The organism is Bradyrhizobium sp. SZCCHNR1017 (genome assembly GCF_032381375.1).
Taxonomy (GTDB): Bacteria; Pseudomonadota; Alphaproteobacteria; order Rhizobiales; family Xanthobacteraceae; genus Bradyrhizobium.
On the sequence record NZ_JAUHIR010000011.1, the window covers coordinates 222,751 to 245,903 of the forward strand.

Consider the following 23,153-nt stretch of genomic DNA (forward strand, 5'->3'; position numbering starts at 1 on the left):
CGGGCCTGCCCTCCAATTGTCGGCTTTGCATGCAACCCTATCGATGCTTGCCGATTGAAGCTTCCAGATGCCCCCGCCGGGCAGCCGATGGTGCAGACATGAGCGCGGGTCTCTCTCGTTTGCTGGGGCGCAAGCCCGATGCCGCGGCGTCGCTGGCCATGCGCCGAAGCGACGGAGCGTCCATCCCTTTGGGGGCCGCCGTGTCGGGGTTGGCGATCTTCGCGCTGATCATGTTCAGCGTAGTCGGGTGGCTGATCATGTCGGTCGAAGAGGAGGAGGTGGCCGACCCCAGCCTCACGCGGGTCGGATCGGCCCCCCCGAGCAGCGGCTATGAAGGAGACGAAGACGGGACCGAGACGTCGCGTGGCCTCTCGCCCGTGATGCCCAGTCTGGCGGATGCATCCAATCCGCACCCCGATTCGTCCCCCGTGGTCGGCTCCGGCCGGAACGTCATGGACGCCAATGCCAGCCTGTCGCCGACGATGCCGCCTGCGTCATCCCCTGCGCTCGACCCGGCCGCTCTGTCCGGCCTGCGGATCAGTTCCCAGTCCTGGCGGCGCGGCGGTCTTGGATCGAAGGCGCTGGTGACCTTTACGCTACGGAATGCCAACAGTTTCGCAATCAAGGACGTCGAAATTACCTGCGCCTTCAGCCGGCGGGACGGTGGTCACGTCACCGACCGCCGACGGATCGTGCCCGGCCAAGTCGGGTCGCGCAGCCGGAAGACCTTCGCGGCGGTCCATGTCGGATTCGTCAACGTTAACGTCAGCGCGGCCAAATGCACGCTGGTTGCAGCGACGAAAATCTAATTATGTCGCGCTAGTCTCCCGCGGTCTTTGAACCCGAGCGTTCGACGCGGGAACATACTGTCATGATCCTCCGTTAGGTGGATGTCGGCGCAGGTGCCGACGGAGCGGTAAATTATGCCCATTCTGCGTTACTTTATGTTCGTCGGTGGAACTCTGCTGGCGCTGCTCGTCCTGGCGGATGCCGTGCTTCCCAGCGTGCCATTGCCTGCAAGCCTGTCGTCTGCGTCGGATCTTCCCCCGGTGCGCATTCAGTCCACGAGAAAGTGGCCGGAGCGGATCGTGATGGACACCTCGATCGCCACGCCAGCTCCGGTGAAGCTCGCGAAGGCGGAGCAGCCTGCGGCAGAAGTCGCCAAGAGCAGTCCCCGCGACGCCTTCGCGCAGATGAGCGCCGTCGAGGCCAACCCGCAGGTTGCGGCAGTGAAGGCCGCCGAGAAGCCTCGCGCGACCCGGATTGCCGACACAGGCAGGCCGGCTGCAGAGGTGAAGAAGCGAAGGGCCGCAAGAGCTCATCCGGGCAGACCGATGATCCTGGTCGCGCAGCAGCCGCGTGTCGGCTCTTTCGATTGGACCTGGTAGTATCGATCGCCCGCAGTCCCTGGTCGATCCAAGCAGTCCCGCTGCAATCGCGCCACGGGGCGGTTGAACTCGCGCGGGCTGTTGCGCCGTTTTTCACGCCGCCACGCTGCCTTGATCTTGCGCAAAGTGCGCTCCTTCCGGAACGCCTAGCGTCTTTGCATGGGACCTGGGAGCGTTTGCCCGGGGACCCAGGAGACGCTGAATGACGACTACCACGCCCACCCTCTCAATCGCGCCGGAGAAGGTCGCCTTCGTCGTGACCAAGATCCACAAGCACGAAATGGAAGCGACCGAACCCGAATTGCTGGCAGATTTGGCAGATGACGACGCGGCGCCCGGTACCGCTGGGCGGGGCCTGAACACGGACAGGTCGGAGCTCGTCAGCTTCATCAGGGGCCTCAATGTCGACGAACAGATCGATCTGGTCACGCTGATGTGGCTGGGCCGGGGCGACGGCTCGCTGGACAATTGGGATGAGCTTCGTGCGCAGGCCGCTCAGGCGCACAACAATCGCACCGCGACGTACCTGATCGAAACTCCGATGCTCGGCGACTATCTGGAGGAGGCTCTCTCGGAGTTCGGCCTTTCCTTGGAAGATTTCGAAGAAGGCATATAGCTGGGGCAGTTTCTCCCGATGGGCCCGCCAGCACATTCTTCGCTGCAATTCGGATGATGGAGTAATCTCATGGACAAGATGAAGGTCGGAACCGGTGATTGGATCGTCGTGTGCGACGGGCGCAAGGCGCTGATCCTCGAGAACGTCGGTGACAGCATGTTTCCGAACCTGCACACCAAAGAGGTCCGTGAGCAGGAGAACGACCGCACGAGCGCTCAGGGCACTGACGCTCCCGGCTCGGTGCAGCAGTCATTCGGCAATGCTCGGAGTTCAGTGGACCAGACGGATTGGCATGATCAGGCTGAGCGCGCCTTTCTCAAGCAGCTTGCTGATCGCCTGCATCATGCTGTCATTTCAGGCGAGACCAAAGCCGTCACGATGGTGGCGTCGCCGCGCGCGCTCGGGATCATCCGCGCCGACTATTCCGACGCGGTACGAAAGGTGCTGCATGGCGAGGTCCACAAGGATCTGGTCAAGCTTCCGGTCTACGAAATCGAAAAACAACTGCTCGCCTGAGCCGGGCTTTCTCATGCCAATGAGCGTCCGGAGACCCTGATCGCGGTCTCCGTGACCGCGACGGGATCAATGTGTGCTTTCATGCGACGGTGTCGATTCCGGCGCAGCAGGCACCAGACTTGCGTCCAGATGCGCGGCTCCTTTTTCGACGATCTCGTAGCCGCAATCATCCAGCCAGGCGATCAGACGATCGGCCATGGCGTAGTCCCAGGTCGGGTAGGAGCGTGCGATGACCTGGCGTGGTGTGAGCTTGCGAAACATTGGTGATCCTTCCCTGATCTCATGGTGCTCGATGAAACGTCGAGCGTTGGTCTTGTCATCTTGAACCCCAGAACGGGATGCGCAGTTCCTGCGGCGCCCGAGTGCTGCCGCTTGAGGAGCGCTGATCGTTCACAGCGCCCCGGCGAAAGGGGCTCCATTCATCGAGCGCCGATCAGGTGTGGCCGCGCGTCATCGGTCACGAGAGCCGCGGTGCGCTCCGGCTTCTTCTCCAGGATCTCGTAACCGCAATGATCGAGCCATGCGATCAACCGGTCCGCCATGGCATAGTCCCAACTGGGATAGGATCTGGCGATGACTTCGCGGACTGAAAGCTTTCGTGTCATGATGTCGATCTATCGCTCCCTGCATTCGCCACGGGCTCGTCCGGCACGCATCCGGACGATCCAAGGCTGGCCGGCAGTTCGTGCCGCCGGCTCCTGATGTTGTTTGGCTCGTCACGCTTCTAAGCGCGCGCGCCCCAACGCCTTGCTGGCTCACCACGATCAACTGGCGTGGAGAGGTGACTTTTTCGCTTCCGGCTCGCCCAGGCTGCGCAATCATCGCCCAACATGGTGAAAACCTTCTCGCTCCGATGGTTTCCCATTCCCGTGCACGGATATGGCGCAGTCGTGCGCGTAGTGGGGCTGGAGTGTGGTGGCGGCGCGGTGTTTCGTCACAGGCTGGCGGCGCGACGATCTCCGACGAAATCTCAGCCCGAGCAGGCGGGGACAGACGGAGGAACGGTTTGGCACGTTCATGGTTTCCGCTGGGGCGCGGTCGCAGGGGCTCGTCGCCTCAGAGCCAATGGAGCGAAGCGATGAGGCTGATGTTTTGGGTCGTACTGCTGACTGGCCTTGTGGCAGGGGGCGGCCGGTTGGTCGCCAATGAGTCCTGCGGCCCTGGGTGCCACGTCGCGCCGAATGGCGGCTGCGTCGTGAATGGCTGGGAGGTAGGAGCGCCGGTGTGGAACGAATGCCCTGCGGGCGCTCGGCCAAGGCCGCCGTGCGGAACCGCGTTCAAATGGAGCAAACAGGCGAAGGCCTGTGTCAGCAGGTGACCATACGATGGCTGATCATCGGCGCGGGGGCGTGGATCGGACTGCCGGCTGCCGCGAGCCTTGCCGTGCCTTGTATCAGGAGGCAGACGAAGCTGCTGCCGTTGGCGACACGGGCGAGACGTCCAAAGTGAACAGGCGCTGATCTCCAGCGGTCTCCGAATGCGCCAGCACCTGTTCGAGCAGGGCGATGACCGCGACCGCCCGCGCCCGTTCGTTGGTATCGTCGTAGCTCGTTGTCGCAAGGACGGTCCCGTTGGCTTCGCACATCGCCTTGATCTCAACAATCATCGTTGCATCCCTTGCCGTTCCGGAGGCCTGAGATTGGCGGCAATCATGTTAAATTCGTGCAAAATGGTCCGAATAAACCGCTGGTAGAAAGGCACCGCGAAGCAACGGGCCGGCCGATGACCCGGCGCGCTCAGACCGGGCGCGCATGGATCACGTCGCGCGGTGCGCTGGTGCCGAAGGCTCTCCGTAACCATGTTCGCGAGGGCGCCTCGATGATCATGTAGGTGACCCAGGCCATCGCCGTCGCAATCGCAACGAACAGACCGAGCCGCAGCGCGAGCTCAAGAGCGCCAGGAGCATCTGACTTTCCGATCATCGCAAGCCGAATGAGAAAGGGATGCAGCAGATAGATCGAATAGCTGCATTCGCCACCAATGATCAGGGCTCTGGACGACAGCCAAGCGGCATGACCGTACCGACTGGCTGCGACGAAGACGATCGAAAATCCCGAGATCTCGATGAGACGTACGGCAAGTTCGATCGCGAACGACCAGCCGGGCAGACGAGGCTGCAGAAACAGCAGCACAGGCGCACAGACGAGGCTCGCCAGCGAAAGCCAGAACAGGAGCCTCACGCAGCGTCGCTCCCGGTCACCGACGCTGGCATCCGCGCGGTTCCTGTAGATCATGGCGGCAAGGCAGCCGGCCAGGAACTGAGCGATGTGAAGATAGGGAGAGTAGTAGGTCAGCCACTGCATCCCGTTTTGCGTAAGGCTCGGCGCGGCGGCCCGTAGCAACGCATCGCCGAAGGTGAAGGCGGCCGCGATCGTCAGCGCGAACGTCACGATGTTCGCCAGCGCGATCCAGATGATCGTGGACAGCCGGACGACGGCCGCAAACAGCAGGCAGACGAATGGAAACAGCAGGTAGAAGAACAGCTCCACGCTGATGGACCAGAGGTGCTGCAGCGACGGCACGACTGCGACCAGCATGGTGCCGTTCTGCACGGGAAACCAGGCTTGCGTCATCGTGAGGATGAAGCCGAGCGACGGGGCCGAGAGACCTCGCGCGATCACGACGTAAGCGACGACTGCGAGCGTAATCACGGCGTACATGGGGTAGAGCCGGGCGAAGCGCGCGATGGCAAATTCGCGAAGAGCGCTTCCGAGCGGTTGCGACTGGAAGCGCGCGGCATAGTTGAGCCACAGGACGAATCCGCTCAGCACGAAGAACATTGTCATTCCGATGCTGCTGACTTGAGCGATGAGCTCCGGCAGCAGGCCTTGCGCCAACGACGGGGCGCCATGGCCGACGGCGACCGTTGCGGCCGCGACGAAGCGTAAGCCGGTCAGCGAGCCGATGAAGCGTTGCTCGTTCACTTTGAGGGATGGTCCTGATGCTTGGGAGGCGCTCCGGCTGTTGTAGAAACAGCAGGGCCTGGAGGCAACCCGACGCCGGCCGGAGACGGGGATTGCCGCCCGCTCGAGCGACGATCTGGCGTTCAGGCCAGAGATGACTCTGCACCGTGATCGCTCCGACGTCCGCCGTGGCGGCGTTGCACGTTGCTGTCAACGAACTGAAAAATATAGAAAAATTAGCCTTGGCATCGGCGGCCAACGGTCGAGCGATTTCCCGGCGCGGCAGACGATCGGCGGGAAGGTCGGGCAACAGGCCGACAGAGTTTGAAGAAATCCGGGTAGAGCAGCTCCTGCAGCGGATCGTGCCTGTTGCGAAAAGCCGCCGGGACTCCTCGATCCGCGGGAGGTGACGGCCAGGGCCATGGTCGCACCTGCGTGGGGTGCGGAGCCCCCGTCCGGGCGGGGGCCGGGACCGGATTGCAAATGGACTCGCAAACCGGCGGCGGCTAGTTATTTGTCACCCTCCGGCTGGTCATTTTGCATGACGCTGAGCGCTTGAACGAGGACGGAAGCCGCCTTGCCCGCTGCGCCATCTCAGCTCACCGATCAAACCGTCAACACCCAGCTGACGACGAATTGCAATGCGCAGGTGGCTGCAACGTTCGACACGAATGACAGCACCTGGGTGACCTTCTTTTTCAACGGTACGATCCCGTGCTGGAGAGCGCTGGTGTCGATTGGCGAAGTAGAGGTCGAACTGACCGAGGACATTGCAATTGCAGGCATTGTCCTGCGCAAGGGGCTGACGGTGACCATGCACCCGATGGGTCGCTACTACACGGTCACGATGAGCGGGGAGATTGTCGATTCCGGAAAGGAGAGCAGCTTTACCGGATTCGTGCTCGGCTCGTTCATCCGGTCCGCAGCGATGAAGCGAGCGATGCAGATGCTTCGGAAACAAGTCAGCCGCTGAGCGACGCCCGGCTTCGCCCGAAATGTAAACACCAGAATGTGACCGGGCGTTGGGGGAAGACTGTGATCTGGCCCGATTGACCACCGTCGCGAACCCTGTTACACGCCACAACCTCTGATAGATTTCAATCATTGGTAGCTTAGTCGATTTTCCATTCGTTTCAGCCGCGCCGGCAGTTGCGTACTGCGGGTTTTGATCTGTGTTTTATAAAAGGAGATAGCCATGGCTCATCATGAAGGCGTGCGTTTTTCGGCTCCTGCCGTCGTTACCACTCCCACAAGCCCCAACACCGAGGTCGTCGCGACGCCGACGGGCGATCAAAACAACACGACGCAGCTCGTGTTCGAGTATCAGGGGCGCATTCCGGTCTGGACGCCGGTGGTCTCGCAGGCACAACCTCAAGTCGTTTTGGCGGCTGACATCACGATCGGCGCAACGACTTGGCGCAAGGGCATTACGATCCAGTATGCGGCGCTGGGATCGACCCAGTACACCGTGACCATCATCTCGGGCGAGATCGTGGACGATCGTGGGCTCTACTTGCTCCAGGGCGTGACGCTCGGCATCTTCCCGATCGGTTTGGATGTCAAGGCAGCGCCATCCGCGACCGCACGGACCGAGGAATATCCGCGCGCGGCCTTCACGGCGCTGCCGACGGTGAACACCCCGACCAGCCCGAACAGCAACGTGGTGACGACGCCGAGCGGCGACACCAACAACACGACCTACGTCTCATTCCAGTACCAGGGACGAATTCCGGTCTGGACGCCGATCGTCTCGCAGTCCCAGATCACTGCGGTCCTCGCCGCTGATATCACGATCGGCGCGACGACGTGGAAGGCGGGCATCACGGTGCAATATGCTGCGCTGGGCTCGGCCCAATATACGGTGACCATCATCAAGGGCGACATCATCGACGATCGTGCCCTCTATTCACTGGCGGGCACCTTGCTCGGCATCTTCCCGATCGGGTGATACGAGCATGGACGCGTCCGCGTCAGCGCAGTTCGAGCAGGTCGACTCCTCTGCGATTTACGAGACCAAGGTTGCCGGCTCGGTTGGCTGGGCCGGCTACCTTCTCGGCACGGGCTCGTCTCTGCCACCGTTCATCAATTACGACGACTCGCTGAAGAAGTACGGTGGCAGTTATCTGTTTGCGACACAGCGGCCCGCCGATCTCGATCGGGATCCCGGCGGGTTCGCCGAGCGTGTCCGGGCCTATATCAGCAAGGCGACGCGCAATCGTGCTGTCGTCTGGCTCGCGTCTGCCAACCCGGTCGCGTTCGGCGACTTCGAGCGCTATGGCGTCTCCTTCATCAATCTGCCGCCGGTCTACCAGGTCTCGGGCAACCTGAACCTGTGGTTTGCCAGCAACGCCAAATTCTACATCCTCGATCAGAGCCGGATCGATATCGAGGGTGGGGCGCTGCGCCTGTCGGGCTCGGCGCTGAGCTCACCTCCGTTCATCGGCTTTTCGGGCAAGGGCGACAACCCGCTGGGCATTCGCCTTGCGCCGACCTCCAACAATCGCATCTACGCCTATGTGCCGTTCGGCGGCGCCAACACCGGTTGCGTAACCTTCGATGGGCTGCTCGATTCGAAGCAGGCGTTCGTCAGCCAGGGCTTGGAGCAGGGCATCCGCTACGTCATCAACAACAGCGCGACGACGTCGCTGCAAGCTGCGCAATATGCAGCCATGACGGTGGCGGCGTTGCCGTCGCAGCTTTCGATCGCAGGTGCCTTCGACCTCGGCGATCCGGCCAACCGCGTGATCGGCCGAGAGCAGCTCGAGCAGGGGTATCTGCGTTCGGGGTTCGCCATCAAGGGGGCGCCTGCGCTGACGAGCGAATTCCGCACGACCGGCGGGCGTGTCGTGCAACTGACGCCGGTCGGGGCTAGCAGCACGGACACGGCGCCGGCGCTCGGAGCAGGGGGCTTCGCCTTTGCGACCAGCGCCGCGAAGACGGCCGCGGTCGACACTGGCACGACCTATCTCAGCCTGGCCGGCCACTATGCGCTCGGCGCCGATGGCAGTTCGGCGGGGCAGCTTGCGAAACTGATGGGTGGACTATTCGGATCGGAGGCGCTCAGCTTCAAGGCGTACGACGCCAGCCAGCCCGCAGCGCAGAACGATCGTCTCAACGCCATTCCCTCGAAGCCCGGCTACGCGCCGGTGTTCCCATTCGAGACTGCGGATCTCAACCGTCCCGCGAGCGGTGCCGTTGCGCCGCGCCTGACCGACGTCCACCAGACCTCCTGGGTGACCATCGTCGCCGGGGGCGGGGCCGTCGACTATCTGGCCGAGCCCGAGGGCAGCGCGATCTATAGTACGGCCGCGGCCGGCGCTCCGAATGCGGAGATCCTGCAATCGGCACCGCCATTCATGCCGCTCGCCCAGGGCAGCGACAAGACGTTTCCGTTGGCGCCTTATGGAGCTGCTGCGAGCAGCGGCCTCGATGGCGCGACGCTCGTCCAGTTCGAAAGCCAGATCGTGGCTGCGACCCGCAAGTCGCTGATCTCGAGCTATGGCAGCAAGACGTGGTCGACGCGTGTGCAGGCGGCGCGGGCTCACGCGTTGCGCGGCACGCTGCCGGACGGCCCGAGCACCGATGGGACGACGCCGCAGGGCTTCATCATCGAGCGAGATCCGACGACGGGGGCCTATCTGAAGGTCAGCATGGCGCAGTCGATCGACCGCGACGGCAACACCCTGCCATTCGCGCTATCCGCTCCCTCCCAGGCGATGCAGGACGCCTTGCAGACCAACCAGCTCTTTCTGGTCGCCGTCAATCCGGAGCCGTTCGGCACAGGCGCCCAGTTCGCCAACACCGTCAATATTGCGGGCTGGACCATGACCGCGGCGGTCGGCGCCGGCGCCTCGGCCACCGCCTACCGCAACGTGATGATCATGAAGTTCTGCTCTGGCTCGTTGCTGGAGCGGGTCACGAATGCCAATCGCTGGACGTCCGCGGAGCAGTTCTCTTTGTTGCCCGGCACACCGCCGGTGACCGCTGCGCTGTCCTACACCGGCCTGTCGCAATGGCTACAGGACTACATCGCGGACGCCATCGCACGCTCGAAGGGAGCGTCCGGCCCATTCTACGAGAATTTCGCGCGCATCGCCCAGGACCCGAACTGGACCGGCGTCATCGTGCTCGCGGCCGACCTCGGCCAGCGCGACATGCCGCCGGAGATTGCGGGGCTTGCCGCCGGCATCGACTTCACCCGCTTCAACGCCCATCATTTCGGCTTCACCGTCAGCCGCGTCACGGTCGACGGCCGGAGCGGTCGGATCACGATGCCCCAGGGCAATTCGAGCCTGTTCGGGCTGATCGACTACGAAGATCCGCGCTATGCGATGAACATCTCCAACGGCGTTGCGCCTGACGTGCCGGTGGCGGTGCAGATGAGCGGCGAGTTCGATTTCACCGTGCTGCAGCTGCAGTCGTTGTTCGAGAACGCCAGGCTGACGCGGTTCGACAGCCACGTCCAGCTCTCGGTCGCGGCGCTGTTCGGCGCGCCGGTGTCGCGGCTGTACTCGCGCGGCAAGCCGCAGCCCTTCACGGGAATCGTGCTCAAGGGCAGCTATGTCGATCAGGGCGGCCGCGGCGCCTATGTCTTCGAGCAGAACACGACCAACGTGCTGACCAGCCCGTCGAACGTGCTGCCGGCCGTGGCCTTCGACCGGGTGCAGTTCAACACGATTGGCATCCAGGACCAGGGCGCCACGGTGGCGAGCAACTTCCTCGTCTGGGGGCAGCTCGATTTCACGGCGCTTCAGAGCACCATCGGAGAGACGCTCGACCTGCTGTCGTTCGGCAGTCCGCCGGATACGCCCGAGGAGGCGCTCGGTGTCGGGCTCGCCTTCTCCGGCCTCGTCATCGGCATGACCTATCCGCAGGCGACGCCCGGAGCCAAGAGGTTTGGGGTCGCGACCGGCAACCTGGCCTGGAATCTCAACGGCTCGACGATGCGCGACACCAGCCTGTTCCGCGGCTTCGCGCTGCAACTGAAGAGCTTCGTCAACGCGACCGGTGATCAGAAGCCGTCCGATCTCGGCTTCCTGCCGGTGACGTCGCAGCTCAACCTCACCGAACTCGAGGGGCCCTGGTTCGGCGTCGTCTACGACATCACGCTGGGCGGTCCGGGGGCGCTCGCCTCTGGCGTCGGCTTCCAGTCGCAGCTGCTCGCGGCATGGTCACCGGTCACCACCGGGTCGGATGCGCAGCACGCGGTCTTCATCGGCATGAGCCTGCCGGGCGCGGCGCCCGGCGCCAGCCTGTTCAGCATCCAGGGCGTCATCAAGGTTGCGGTCGGTGCGATCTCGATCCTGCGCCAGCCGGTCCCGACCGCAAAAGGGCGCATGCTGGCCGAGGACGGTCCGAAGTGGTTCTACTGCCTGCGGATCGACGATATCGCCATCAAGATATTCGGCATCGCCAAGCTGCCGCCGTCCGCCAACATCCAGTTCTTCCTGTTCGGCGATCCCGACAACACCGGCAGCCTCGGCTGGTACGCCGCCTATGTCGCCGACGACAATCCGGGCTGCGAGCAGTCGCTCGCATTCGCCGCACGCAAGCCCGAGCTACAGGAGCCGTCATCATGACGCGGATCCTGTTCTGGAATATCGAAAACTTCTCGGTCAACAAGATCTTTTCGGCCTCGATCAAGCGCCAACGCGGGCATGGCGGTCTCAACGACATGCAGAGCGCGATCCAGCGCCGCGCGGTGATCAATGCCGTGCTGGCGGCCGTGCAGCCGGACATCATCGTCATCATCGAGGTGAGCTCGGGCGACAATGCGCCCAACGCGCTGGCGAGCCAGACCGGCGGCATCAATGCGCTCGCCATGGTGCAGTTCGGGCTCAACAACCCCGCCACGATGGTGGCGGGCGGATGGAACGCCGTGCCGCCGCTCTACACCGGGGTCGGCGGGCGCTCAGAGACGGTTGGCATTCTCTATCGCCGCACCAACACCGCTGGCACCCTCAACCGCTACTTCACCGGGCCCAACATCTGGACCGGCGGGCATGGCGGCGTGTCGGTGCCGCCGGGCGGCGGCGTCGCCACGCCGTACAATGGCATGGTGGTGCCCCTCGGTGCCGTCAACGTCAATGGAATGCTGGTGCCTCCGGGCCTGGGCGGAGTGCGCCAGATCCCTGCGGGTGCCCAGCACAATGGCGGCCTCAACGAGGACGTCGTCGCGGCGCGGATCGCCTTCACGACCACGCTCGGCGCTCCTGTTGCCTTTGCCGGGCTGCGCGAGCCGTTCATGGCGACGTTCACCGAGGCCAATAATCTCGGCGTCGTGCAGCGAGACCTCACCATCTTCGGCATCCATTCCCCGCCGAACAATCCGGCGGCGGCGAACTACATCACCACGCTGTCGACGATCAACGACGTCGTCGGCGCTCTGGGCGTGAACGAGACGCGGGTGATCGGCGGCGATTTCAACGTCAACCTGTTCGCCGTCAATGGTACCGCCTCGGGCCTCTATAATCCGCTCACCGGCGGTCCCGGTGCCTACACGCTGCTCGTCAGTCCGACGGCGGTGGGCGTTCCTGTCAATCTCGACCAGTACAAGGGTTATTTCTCCACCCATATTCGCGGCAAGGACAAGACGGCGGCGTCCAAGTTCCTCTGGTCCAACGGCGGCGGGCCGGGACAGAGCTTCTATCCCGGCTACGGCTATGTCGGCTCGAACTTCGTCGCCGCGCCGTTCTACTCGATCGACAACGTCCTGGTCTGGCCGCACAACGGCATGCACAACTATCAGACCACGATCATGAACACGGTGACCGGCACGCCGATGAACGGGGTCATGGCGCCGCCGGACAATCCTCCCCCCGGTGCGATCGCTTTGGCCAACCAGTTCACCGCGCCGCCGATGGGGTGGCCGGGCGCACCGACGGCGGCGAACTATCCGGGGATCGGCGGTGCCGGAAATCTGACCGGCTGGAGCAACTACGGACGCGTTCGCAACACCAGCGATCACTTCGGCATCTCTGCCGACATCTGAGGGAGCGCCGGCTGATGAGCGCTATCGACAATCTCCGCGCCGCTGTCGAAGCCGCCGCCGGCGACACCGCCTTCGCGCTCGATGCCGCCTTCCTGACGGCGGGCCTCGCCGATCCCGCCGTGAAGGTCCCCGCCGACTACGACGCCTGGCTGAGCCAGGCCTTCTTCCTCAAGGCCGCGGCCGACTTCAAGGTGACGGTGGCAAAATCCGATGTCGGGCCCGTCGAAGGGACGGCGTTCACGGTGCAGTCGGCGACGATCCCGTTCATCGGCGCCTCGGCTCCGCTGGCCGCGAAGGCCACGCTTGTCTTCACCGTGGACGGAGACCAACTGATCGTGCAGGCCGAGGCGACGCCATCGAACTGGACCTGGACCAGCAGCTTCGCCTTCATGGGCGGCTTCCCGTTCAATCAGTTCGGCACCCTGAAGAACGTCAGCTTCGTGTTCTCGACGGCGACCGGCACCTACCCGTATGGTGACTCCGCAGGGCGTGCCGTGAGCGGCGGCGCGGTGCAGAATTTCGTTGCCAAGGTCGCTCTGCCGGATGTCGCCAAGCCGTTCCTGCTGCTGTTTCCAGGCCTCACCGCGCCGACCGGCGATCTGCTGCTGAGCGGCGCGCTCAACATGGGCATCTTCAACGGCGAGACCGTGCTGTTCCCGCCGGGGCAGCTGCGGGCCGCGATCCAGGACGGCACGTTCAAGCTCGCGTCGCAGTTCACGGTCAGGGATCCGAGCCTCGCTCTGACCATTCCCGCGCCCGATGGCGCCGATGAGGTCGACGGCGTGCTGGTGCTGGCCGATCCCGCCGATCCGGATGCCGGAGATCAGGCGCCGACGCTCGCGATCTCCTCGCAGTTCGACGTCGGCAGCACCGGCTCCTATCAGCTCGACGTCGAGATCACACCCGGCGCCGATGCCAACTATTCGGTGGCACTTGCCGTCGTCGAAGGCGGCGCGCCGCTGACGCCGGCCACGGTGATCGAGGTGATGGGCGGCAATGGCGGCTATCTTGCCGCGACTCCGGACGTGCTGCAGCAGTTCCTCGCCTTTGTCGGTCTCAACGGCTTCTCGATCGCCGGCACGCTCGGCCGCTCGCCGACGATCACGGCGGTCTCGATCGAGATCGGCAGCTCGAAGGATACGAGCTGGCAGATCCTGCCGCCGACTGGGGTGCTCGACTTCAAGATCACGAGCTTCGCGCTGCAATGGTCGATGGCCTATCCGTTCGACGGCACCAAGCGGCAGCAGACCTACGACTTCACGACCGAGTTCGTACTGGCGCCGAGCGTCTTCAAGGGGCCGGACGGCGAGGGTGACGGTGTGTTCACCGTCCAGTTCACCTCCGCGAAGCAGTTCTTCGCGTCCTTCGCCGGCACCGCCAAGCTGAGCGACTTCCTGACGGCACTGTCCGGCGGTGCGGTCGTGCTCGACGTCGAGAATGTCGGCGATTTCGAGCTTGGCGACATCGCGGTCGCGGTCGACTACGGCGCGCAGAGCTTTCAGTTCGACGCCGGCTTCAGCCTCACGCTCAATCTGCTCAAGATCAACAACCAGCCGATCCTTGCCGTGCGAGAGGGGACGGTCTCGATCGCGGCGCAGACTCCGACGCAGACGCCAGACGGGGGCAATGCGACGACGCTGCTGCGGGCGGCGCCGCTGCCGATGCTGCGGACCTCGCGAGGGGGCGCGCTGCAAGCCGCCTCGCAGACGCAATGGAAGTCGAGCGTCGGAGGCTTCCTCGATGTCGGCCCGTTGCACACCAAGGTCAGCGTGACCTATGACGGGTTCGAAACGCCGAAGCGGTGGGACCTCGCCGCCTCGCTGGAGGAACCGCTCGAGGTCTCGGACCTGATCAACCAGTTCTTTTCGCCCGGCAGCGCCTACGGTTTCCCGAGCTTCCTGCCCGGCGACCTCATCATCTCCGAATTCGCAATCACCGCGACCATTCCGGCCGAGCAGGGCGAGCTGAAGACGAGCTACGACATCACCGTCGGCTTCAGCTGGACGTTCGCCTTCGGCGATCAGACCGTCGGCATCGATCCGGCGCGGCTCGGCGTCAGCTATGACGGCCAGAAGCCGGCCCAGCAGCAGTTCTCCGGCTTCGCGCAAGGCACCTGGATCTACTCGGCGATCAACCTCAAGCTCACGATGGGCTATGAGTTCGAGACGACGGAGGCGGGCTCCAACAACATTCTGTTCGTCGAGTGGGAGGGTTTTCGAGCGGATTGGGAGAGCGGCAAGGAGCTGGTCACGTTCAGCCTCAAGGGCTGGAGCATCGGCTCGCTGGTGCAGGCGCTGGTGCGTACGCTCGGCAATCCTTACTTCACGCTGGATTCGCCATGGGACCTGCTCAACCAGATCTCGCTCGATGCGCTGCGTGTCAACGTCTCGCTCAAGAGCGGCGAGAGCTTCTCGCAGCGCCTGTCGGCCAGCTACGAGCTGTCGAGCCCGATCAATCTCGGCTTCATCAGCATCACCGCGCTGACCTTCCGTCGCGGCACCGACGGCAAGGTGACGCTCGCCATCGAGGGCTCGAGCCCGCTCGTCGCGGATGATCCGGCGTTCAAGAATCTGCTCGATCCGGCCAAGGGGCAGGATGTGCAGAACCTGCCGTCGGTGCCCGGCCGGGGCGAGGACTGGTTCAAGCTGTTCCTGCTGGTGCTTGGGCAGCGCATCGGCATCACCGGCCATTCCAGCTTCAACAGCACCAAGGAGGTGATCTGCGCACTGCAGTCTGTCCCCAGCACGACGGGCAAGATGAATCCGGTCGATCCCAATGCGGACGACGGCGGGACGCCCGGACTGCCCTATTACGACCAGTCCAACAACTGGCTGATTGCCGGGCATCTCGGTTTGATGAAGGTGGCCGGCGCCTGGTCGATCGATGCCATGCTGGTGTTCAATGACCCGAATCTCTACGGCCTGCGGCTGGCACTCGCCGGCGAGAAGATGGGCGGGCTCGCCAACCTCGTCGTCGACATTCTCTACAAGAAGATCACCGACGACATCGGCGTCTACCAGATCGACTTCACCTTCCCGGACATCATCCGCAACCTCAATTTCGGCGCGGTGTCGATCACGCTGCCGCAGCTCGGGATCAAGGTCTACACCAACGGCGATTTCTTCATCGACATCGGCTTCCCGTACAATCTCGATTTCCGCCGCTCCTTCTCGATCTCGGTGATCGTGTACGGCGTGCCGGTGCTGGGCGCCGGTGGCTTCTACATCGGCAAGCTCTCCAACGCGACCTCGACCAAGATCCCGAAGACCAACCTCGGCACTTTCGATCCGGTCATCGAGTTCGGTATCGGGTTGCAGCTCGGCCTGGGCTACAATTTCGAGAAGGGGCCGCTGAAGGCGGGCTTTGCGCTCACCGTCTTCGGCATCGTCGAAGGTGTCGTGGCGCCGTGGCATCCCTATGACCCCGCGCGCACGCTGGCATCGCGCGCCAGCAGCGGTGCGCTGCAGAGCGACTATTATTTCAAGCTGTCGGGAACGGTCGGCATCATCGGCCTGCTGTATGGCAGCGTCGACTTCGCGATCATTTCAGCCTCGGTCAATGTCAAGATCGTGCTGTCGATCCAGCTCACCTATGAGAGCTATCGCGAGATTCCGGTGGTCGCCAACGCGAGCGTGACGATCAGCCTCAAGGTCAAGATCAATCTGGGCCTGTTCTCGATCTCCATCAGCCTGTCGTTCTCGGCCCAGGTGTCTGCGACCTTCGTGATCGGACAGACCAGCACGGCGCCATGGGAGGTTCAGGGGGCACGCGCCGACGCGCTGCTGATGCAGCGGGCTCACGCGCGCGGACCGGACGCGGCCATGCGGCTGGCGCGCAGCTTGAAGCCGCGACCGAAGCGGCTCGGGCCCGCTACCGCTCGCCGGATGGGCCTTGCCGCCGCAGATGGCAACAAGCCGAAGCTGTCGCTGATGGCGGGCGCGCAGTACACCGTGCTTGCTCCGGAGGCAGCCACCGACGCAGCCTCGAACCAGGGGGCATTTGTGCTCCTGCTCGCAATGGACGCGCCGGATGCCGCGGCGAGCGTGCCGTCCGCCACCAAGACGTCCTTCGACGTGCTGGCCGAGGTCTACTTCCCCTGGATCATCGACGCACTGGGGAACGAGAGCGGGGATGCGGCCGAGCTCGCCGAGACGCTGACCATGTCGGTGACGCTCACCCAGCTCGAGGCCTATGTCGCGCGTCTCGCCGACACGGCCGATCCGTTCCTGTCGATCAAGGGCCTGCTGCAGTTCCTGGCCGACGGATTCACGCTCGACATCTTCAATCCGGCGACGGCGCAATCGTCGGGGCTGAAGACCAAGCTCGATGCCGGTTCGGTGCTGTTTCCGGTGTTCGACGGATTGAAGCTGCAGGTCCCCGGCATGTCCGGTGGCGAGACCTCGCCGATCGCGTTCGAGACCTACACCACGGCCACGCCCGGCTACGCGACGGCGGTCAGCAAGATATTCGCGCAGGTCGCCGCGAACATCGAGGCCCAGAACAAGGAAACGCGCCGGCTTGCCGCGGAGACCGATACGAGCTCGGCGGAGTCGATGGCGGCCCTGGTGTTCGTCGATACCTTCACGCTGATCGCGCGCCAACTGCTCCAGGCCGCGGCCGACGCGCTGCAGAGCTATGCCTATCCGCTGACCCCGACGAGCAGCATCGGTGCCATTCTCGATGAGCTCAACGGGATCGCCGGCAATGCCTTGACGATTGCGGATATCGTACAGCCCAACGTCGACCATGCCTTGGGGGCCGGGCTGTCGCTGCATATCGACGGCCTCGAATATGTGGTGCAGAGCGGGGACACCCTGCAAGGCATCGCCGGCCGCTATTCCGATGCGGCGTTGCCGCCGCGCTGGACCACGACGCCAGACCGCCTGATCGTGGCCAACCGGTCCCGCCACATGCTGCAGGGCGGCGTCGTCCTGCTGCTCACCAACAGCCGTGGCCAGGAGCAGATCTGTGTGACGCGGCAGGGCGACAGCTTCGACGACATCGCGCTGCAGCTCGGCGCGATCTCGATCGATGCGCTCGCTGCACAGAGCGTGCTCTACGGCGTCGCCGGCCTGCTGCAGCCGACCTTGCCGCTCGCGATCTGGCCGATCGCCTTCAGGACCGCAGGGACCTCCGGCCCGTCATCCGATACCTTGTCGACGGTCGCGAGCCTGTTCCAGACCACTGCGGTTGCGGTGGCGGACGCCAATCGCGGCGTCGCCGGCCTGTTCTCGGTGCAGGCGGAGCGCGGCCTGCTCACGGTCGGCAGTCTTCAGGCCCTGTCGGTCGGCGCGTTGTGGTCGGCCATCGCGGCCACGGGCCAGGTCGGGCAGACCGCCGGCATGGTCTCGCGCTTCCTGGTCTATGGATTGCGGCTGCCGGTCCGGGACGGACTGACCCTGTCGCCTGCGTTCCTCTATCCGAGGACGCAATCGGGCTACGGCGTCTATCAGCTCACGGGCCAGCAATTCCCGACGCCCAGTTCTGCCACGAGCTACAAGGTCGGCTTCGCACGCGAGACTCAGAGCCACGGCGTCCCGCTCGATTTCATCTTGCTGAACGACACCACCGACCTCAGCATGGACGTCGATCTGAGTCAGGCCTATGCCGCGCTGAACGTCGTCGTCAGCTGGGCCAGGGCGCCGGGCAATTTCGTCCCGAGCCCGACGTTTGCGGCGCTGCCGCTCGCCGAGCGTCAGCCGCGGCCGTTTACCGCCAGCGGCTACGCGCGCTGGTCGAGCGGATCCGTCGCGAGCCTGTTGGCTCTGACGAACCGCAGCGGCGTGGCCGCGGCGGCCGATGCCGGCGCGCAGGTGCAGCCGACGCTATGGAGCCTGCCGCCGGCGCAGACCAATCTGGTCGCCACGCGGGAGCAGTCGATCCGCGCTGTCATGCCGGATCTCCGCTCGACCTTTGCGCTGCTGCCGAAGTTCCAGCCGCAGACCGGGCGCAGCAATCCCGCGACCGGACGCACAGACTATGCGGACCTGGGGCGCTGGGCCTGGTGCACGCGGCTCGATATTGAGATCAAGCGTCTGCCGGACGCGGCGGCGCTGGCTGCTCAGGGCACCGGCGCAGGCGATCTGCCGAGCGGTCCGGCATCGGCGCCGTCGCTGCCGTTCGTCTATGAGCTCGTCGGACCCAGCTCGGAGGACGCGGTGCGGCTGCAGCGCATCCTGACCGCCATGGATGCGCTGGGCGAAGGCATCGCCTCCGCCGTCTTCCTGCTCTACAACCAGTCCGGACCCGGCGCGCCGATGCTGGTGACGCCTGCGGACGCCGACTTCCTCGCCTTTATCACCCAGACCAACCTGTCGACCGAGACCAATCCTGCGGCGGCGCTGCGCCTGATGCTGAGCGCCGAGGACGCTCCGCCGCGCGGCATTGCCAATTCGCCGGCGCAGTTCATCCGCCTGATGTGGGAGCTCAGCACGGTCCGCAGCGGCGGCTACTATCTCTACTACGAGAACGTCGAAAGCGAGGAAGGCCTGCCGGCGGCCGTCTTCGATTCCTCCGGCTCTGGCATTGTGACAATGGTCGTGACGTTCGCGGCGCAGGGCAGCGAGTCCTTCGGCACCACGCTTCCCGACTTCGTCAACGCCTTCGTGACGACCGACGCTGTCGATCCGCAGAGCGATCTGGTACAGACAGTGTCGCTCGCCTCGACCGCCCAGACGGCACCGGTTGCGGCGGGAGCATCGCTCGATGCGCTCGCGGCGATCTACGGCCCCGGGCCCGGGCGGATCGCCGAGGTCAACGCGACCAAGCCGCTCGCCGCGGGCGCGCTGGTGCCGATCGTGGGCGCGGTGCGCCAACTGACCGACGCGGATCTGGTTCGCGGCACCGGGGGGGCCATCGACGCGCAGGCCACGCTCGACAAGCTCGCCAAACTGTTCTCAGCCGGTGCAGTCCATCCTATCACCGGCCAGGACATCGCCGCCTTCAATCCACAAGTCGCTGTTGCGCTGGCCGCCGTGTTCTACATCCCGCCGCTGGCCTATCAGGTCAGTTCCTCGGCCGCGCCCGGGATGAGCTTTGCCAGCATGGCCTCCTATTACGGGTTGGATGTCGACCTGATCGCCCGTGGCGCCAGCGCAGCGCCCGGGCTGTTCCCGGTCAATGCCGTGCTCGATCTCGATCCGCAGCTGTTCTCCCTGCGCGACCAGTTGCCACCGCAGAACATCGGGTTCTCGTTGACGCGCGACAATCTCGGCCTGCCGCCGGACGATCCAGCGGCGCCGGACTTTGCCAAGAAGACGATGTATCAGCTCTACACCTCGCTGGCCGCGGGGCTCGCGGGCAACGTCTTCTACAAGGCTACTCCGCTGGGCATGCCGTTCGGTCCCCAGGACCATGACGACGATGAGTCCAGTGCGTTCGAGAGCCATGCGCGCTCGGCGCGGACGCGCGGCGACCGCCTGGCGCAGGTTGCGATCGCTCATCTCGACTATCGCCAGTCGATCGGCATTGGTGCGCAGTTCGCGCTGGTCAACGCCGCGCCGGACCCGTCTGATCCGGATCTGCCGCCGAAGGCGGCCAATCCCTATCTCGGCGTCGGCACCATGGCGCAGGTCGCGCTGCAATGGCGCGACATCTTCGGCAACACCACGGTGACACCGTTCGAGGCGCCGCCGCAAGGGTACCGCGGCGCGCTCAACGGGGCTGCGGTGTCGATGCTGTACCGCGATGAGCTGATCGGGCTGGGGTCCTGGATCAATACCAATGCCAGCTACAGCTATGACGCGGCGGGCGGTGCCGCGTTCAAGCTTGCATTGTCCCTCAACGCCGCCGCCTATGCCGGGCCGGACGGTGCGGCGCGGGCCGCCGACGATCTCTCGCTCTACACCCGGATCTACTATCAGCTGCATCAGGATTATTCCGCCGATGTCGCCGTTCCCGTGCCGGGTGTCTCCGGTAACGCGGTGGCGATGCGGCTGTCGAATTCGCTGATGGCAAAGCCCGATGTGGATCTTGGCGATGCGCAGGCGGACATCATTCGCGGCTATGTGCGCGCGTGCGTGCTGTATCTGAAGCTCGTGACGCGCGGCCAGGCGCCCGCAGCTCCGGCTGTGACCTTGTCGCTTCCGGTCGACGTCAACGCGATCGCCGCCGGCAACATCCTCGAGCTCGATGTCACGCTCACGTTCAGCCGCAATCTGCTGCTGGTCGATCCGGCGGTGGCGACGTTGCAGGGCGGCACCGGCGTGGCCGCGGCGATCCTGCCGCGCGCCGACGGCGACGACAATGTATCCTACACGGAGTTCAGCAAGGTCGTCGAAACGGTCTTCGTCACCGCCGACTGGTATCTCAAGGTCGGGCAGGGCCTGTCCCGCGACGGCGAGGATGCGGCCGACGGCGCTCAGCAGCTCTGGGCCGTCCGCTTCGGCAAGGCGGCCGGGCAGGGCATCCATTTCAAGCTGGGCACGTCACCGAGCTATTTCGCGCCGAAGCCGATCGCCAAGGCGCTTGCCAGCGGCGATGCGACGATCACGCGCTATGACAGCGGCGACACCGACACGCTGCATCTCGACGGTGTCGATCTGAACCAGTGGTTCCAGAGCGCGCTGGATGCCATCGATCAGTTCCTGTCGGCCGACTACGCGCCGCACGCGTTCATCCTCGACCGGATCGACGGCGTGACCGATCCGCTCAAGGACGGTTCGCTGGGAAGCGTGCTGTCGACCAAGGAATCGCTGGCCGATACGATCAGCCTGAAGACGCTGCCGGTGCTGTCGACCAGCGCGGGCGATCCTTCAACCGGATTCGCGGCCAGCGAGAAGCTGCGCCAGCAGCTGCTCAATCAGCTTGGCGCAGCCTATCGGGCCGGTGCGGCCGTCGTGTTCGGATTGACCGAGGTGACCGGCGGAGGCGATAGCAACCCGGCCGGTCCGCCGAACCTCTACGGTCAGCCGGGCGGCAGCATCAAGGGCGCCGCGGACAATCAGAATTTCACGCTGACGTCGACGCGCATCCCGCTCGGCGAAGTCTACGATCCCGCCAGCAAGACCTGGTACGATCCGCGGCTGGCCTTCGTATTTGCCACCAAGAACGTCGTCGACCAGGCCTATGTGCCGCTCGAGCTCACGCTCTCGCTCACTCATCTCGAATTCGAGCGGCGCACCGTCCCCGGAATCGACGGCTATGTCGATTCGCGATGGCTCGCCTTCGTCAACGGGCCGTTCAGCTATCCGCTGGGGACGCAGGTCACCAACATTCCCGTGGTCAACCGCGATCTGCCGACGCCGCCGACGGTCTCCGCGCAGCAGGCGCGGCAGCTCACCGGCGAGGGCACGACCGATCCATCGAAGCTGAATGCCTGGGGTTATTTGTTCGACTACCTCTATCAGCAGGCGGCAGCCGACGCAGTGTCCTGCACGATGGAGTTCAACCGGCCGACCGAGCCGACGCTGCGCGGCTCGGCCAGGTTGAGCGGCGAGCCCGACCTGTTCACCGCGCTCGCGCAATTCGTCACCAACTATCCGGCGATCCTGCGCGACCTCAACCAGTATCTGGTCGGCATCGATGGCGCCGAGCCGGATCCGGCCACGCTGGCTGCCGCGCGCAAGGCGACCGCCGCCTTTGCGCTGGAGACCAGGCAGATCGCGGATGCCTATGCGCGGGAGACGGTCGGGCCTGCAAGGCTGGCGGTCGCACCGGCGCATGTGATCGTGAAGTTTCTGTCGACGCTCGACAGCACCAGCGACGGGCACGCGCGCACCAATCTCGTCAACATCACCATCGATGGAACGGCGGCGAGCTGGAATGCAGCGGCCAACACGATCTCGAACGGCACGACCACGCTTCCGGCGCCCGCGATCGCGATTGCACCCGAGCTCTATACGCCTCAGGCCGTGCCTCCGGCAGAGCTGCCCGTCGGCGTGCAGATCGCCTACGTCTATGCGCGTCAGGTCGACGGCAAGACGGTTTATCTCGGCGAAGAGGAGGCACGTGGGTTGCCGGCCCGAACCGTTTCGATCGCTCCGCTCGACGTGCTGCTATACCAGAGCGGCTGGGCGTCGGTGTTCGTGCAGCGCAATCTCGCGCTGTTCCCGCTGGCAGATCTCAAGACCACCAGCACCAACCCGGCGTTCCTGTTCCAGACGCCGGAGGTGCGGTTCGCGTCCACAGTGGTTCCGCAGCTGAACTACACGGCGTTCTCGCTCGACGCGATGTCGGGGGCGACCGGTGACCTCGACGCGCGCCTGACGACGTTCTTCGCGGGGCTCTATGCCGGCGGCAATGGCGGCACCAGCGACGAGGTCGCGATGCAGGGCATGTACAGCTACGAGATCGTGGCCGGCCAGCCGGCGATCCCGCGCGTACGGCTGCCGATCAACCTGCTGACGCCGACCCCGTCAGCGGTCGATCCGGGCGTGAAGCCGCCCTTCGTGGCCCCGTTCGCGCAGATGATCGATACGTGGCGGGCGACGACGAAGCCAACGACGTCGGGCCGTGCCCGCGTCGAGATCGAGCTGAAGGTCTTCGGTGGCGTCGGCGATGCGACGCAGCCGTTGATCCAGGTCGGCCGGCTCACTCACGAGGTCACAACCGCTTGAGGCCGTGTCGGTCCCGGCATCGCAACTGCGGCCGCCGTGGGAGGTCATCTGGACAGGCCCAGCCCGCAGAGTCGGATCGCACCGGCTCAGGGCGCCGGAGTTGGGCTGGTCAAAGGCTCTGGCGCGCTCGGAGGGATTCGAACTGAGGCGCTAACATGTTGCTTGAGTTAGATTATTTAGCAG

General features: G+C 64.8%; 14 protein-coding genes. 10 read left to right on the plus strand and 4 right to left on the minus strand.

What is annotated here, in order from left to right; genetic code table 11:
- Positions 1–98: 98 nt before the first annotated feature.
- The 4 genes from QW863_RS25540 (at position 99) to QW863_RS25555 (ending at position 2,520) form a co-directional block, all read left to right on the plus strand.
- Positions 99–809, plus strand: a complete 711-nt coding sequence (locus tag QW863_RS25540) for a hypothetical protein (protein WP_315717670.1) — start codon at positions 99–101, stop codon at positions 807–809.
- Positions 810–923: 114 nt separating this feature from the next.
- On the plus strand, positions 924–1,388 hold the full coding sequence (locus QW863_RS25545; protein ID WP_315717671.1) for a hypothetical protein: 465 nt from the start codon (positions 924–926) through the stop codon (positions 1,386–1,388).
- A 202-nt stretch (positions 1,389–1,590) separates the two neighbouring features.
- Positions 1,591–2,004 (plus strand): DUF3775 domain-containing protein, encoded by a 414-nt coding sequence (locus QW863_RS25550; RefSeq protein WP_315717672.1) that lies wholly within the window; start codon positions 1,591–1,593, stop codon positions 2,002–2,004.
- A 69-nt stretch (positions 2,005–2,073) separates the two neighbouring features.
- A complete protein-coding gene (locus QW863_RS25555; RefSeq protein ID WP_315717673.1) occupies positions 2,074–2,520 on the plus strand; it encodes a host attachment protein in 447 nt (148 codons plus the stop codon).
- A 66-nt stretch (positions 2,521–2,586) separates the two neighbouring features.
- Here the strand turns inward: QW863_RS25555 and QW863_RS25560 are convergent, their stop codons facing one another.
- Together QW863_RS25560 and QW863_RS25565 are read right to left on the minus strand one after the other, a co-directional pair.
- On the minus strand, positions 2,587–2,781 hold the full coding sequence (locus QW863_RS25560) for a hypothetical protein (RefSeq protein ID WP_315717674.1): 195 nt from the start codon (positions 2,779–2,781) through the stop codon (positions 2,587–2,589).
- Between the two features lie 158 nt (positions 2,782–2,939).
- A complete protein-coding gene (locus QW863_RS25565; RefSeq protein ID WP_315717675.1) occupies positions 2,940–3,125 on the minus strand; it encodes a hypothetical protein in 186 nt (61 codons plus the stop codon).
- Positions 3,126–3,598: 473 nt separating this feature from the next.
- On the opposite strand from QW863_RS25565, the gene QW863_RS36025 reads away from it, so the two are divergent.
- On the plus strand, positions 3,599–3,838 hold the full coding sequence (locus QW863_RS36025) for a hypothetical protein (RefSeq protein ID WP_409977966.1): 240 nt from the start codon (positions 3,599–3,601) through the stop codon (positions 3,836–3,838).
- Between the two features lie 75 nt (positions 3,839–3,913).
- Here the strand turns inward: QW863_RS36025 and QW863_RS25570 are convergent, their stop codons facing one another.
- A complete protein-coding gene (locus QW863_RS25570; RefSeq protein WP_315717677.1) occupies positions 3,914–4,126 on the minus strand; it encodes a hypothetical protein in 213 nt (70 codons plus the stop codon).
- Positions 4,127–4,256: 130 nt separating this feature from the next.
- Positions 4,257–5,444: an acyltransferase gene (locus tag QW863_RS25575; protein WP_315717678.1), complete on the minus strand. Its 1,188-nt coding sequence runs from the start codon at positions 5,442–5,444 to the stop codon at positions 4,257–4,259.
- Positions 5,445–6,000: 556 nt separating this feature from the next.
- Between QW863_RS25575 and QW863_RS25580 the strand changes: the two genes are divergently transcribed.
- The 5 genes from QW863_RS25580 to QW863_RS25600 all read left to right on the plus strand — a co-directional run bounded on the left by QW863_RS25580 (position 6,001) and on the right by QW863_RS25600 (position 22,970).
- Positions 6,001–6,396 (plus strand): hypothetical protein, encoded by a 396-nt coding sequence (locus QW863_RS25580; protein WP_315717679.1) that lies wholly within the window; start codon positions 6,001–6,003, stop codon positions 6,394–6,396.
- A gap of 222 nt (positions 6,397–6,618) precedes the next feature.
- Positions 6,619–7,371, plus strand: a complete 753-nt coding sequence (locus tag QW863_RS25585; RefSeq protein WP_315717680.1) for a hypothetical protein — start codon at positions 6,619–6,621, stop codon at positions 7,369–7,371.
- 7 nt (positions 7,372–7,378) lie between these two features.
- Positions 7,379–11,002 carry a hypothetical protein gene (locus QW863_RS25590; protein ID WP_315717681.1) on the plus strand — a complete coding sequence of 1,208 codons (3,624 nt, stop codon included), beginning with the start codon at positions 7,379–7,381 and terminating at the stop codon, positions 11,000–11,002.
- Positions 10,999–12,414, plus strand: coding sequence for a hypothetical protein (locus QW863_RS25595; protein WP_315717682.1), 1,416 nt, complete (start codon positions 10,999–11,001; stop codon positions 12,412–12,414). The genes QW863_RS25590 and QW863_RS25595 overlap by 4 nt, the downstream gene beginning before the upstream one ends.
- 14 nt (positions 12,415–12,428) lie before the next feature.
- The gene (locus QW863_RS25600; protein ID WP_315717683.1) at positions 12,429–22,970 is read left to right on the plus strand and encodes a LysM domain-containing protein; all 10,542 of its coding nucleotides are present in this window, start codon (positions 12,429–12,431) and stop codon (positions 22,968–22,970) included.
- The last annotated feature ends 183 nt before the right edge of the window (positions 22,971–23,153 follow it).

Bases quoted from the DNA above. Each gene is read 5' to 3' on its own strand.
- QW863_RS25595 (WP_315717682.1), top strand. From the start codon at position 10,999: ATGACGCGGATCCTGTTCTGGAATATCGAAAACTTCTCGGTCAACAAG.
- QW863_RS25565 (WP_315717675.1), bottom strand. From the start codon at position 3,125: ATGACACGAAAGCTTTCAGTCCGCGAAGTCATCGCCAGATCCTATCCC.
- QW863_RS25560 (WP_315717674.1), bottom strand. From the start codon at position 2,781: ATGTTTCGCAAGCTCACACCACGCCAGGTCATCGCACGCTCCTACCCG.
- QW863_RS25550 (WP_315717672.1), top strand. From the start codon at position 1,591: ATGACGACTACCACGCCCACCCTCTCAATCGCGCCGGAGAAGGTCGCC.
- QW863_RS25570 (WP_315717677.1), bottom strand. From the start codon at position 4,126: ATGATTGTTGAGATCAAGGCGATGTGCGAAGCCAACGGGACCGTCCTT.
- QW863_RS25600 (WP_315717683.1), top strand. From the start codon at position 12,429: ATGAGCGCTATCGACAATCTCCGCGCCGCTGTCGAAGCCGCCGCCGGC.
- QW863_RS36025 (WP_409977966.1), top strand. From the start codon at position 3,599: ATGAGGCTGATGTTTTGGGTCGTACTGCTGACTGGCCTTGTGGCAGGG.
- QW863_RS25545 (WP_315717671.1), top strand. From the start codon at position 924: ATGCCCATTCTGCGTTACTTTATGTTCGTCGGTGGAACTCTGCTGGCG.
- QW863_RS25585 (WP_315717680.1), top strand. From the start codon at position 6,619: ATGGCTCATCATGAAGGCGTGCGTTTTTCGGCTCCTGCCGTCGTTACC.
- QW863_RS25590 (WP_315717681.1), top strand. From the start codon at position 7,379: ATGGACGCGTCCGCGTCAGCGCAGTTCGAGCAGGTCGACTCCTCTGCG.
- QW863_RS25540 (WP_315717670.1), top strand. From the start codon at position 99: ATGAGCGCGGGTCTCTCTCGTTTGCTGGGGCGCAAGCCCGATGCCGCG.
- QW863_RS25555 (WP_315717673.1), top strand. From the start codon at position 2,074: ATGGACAAGATGAAGGTCGGAACCGGTGATTGGATCGTCGTGTGCGAC.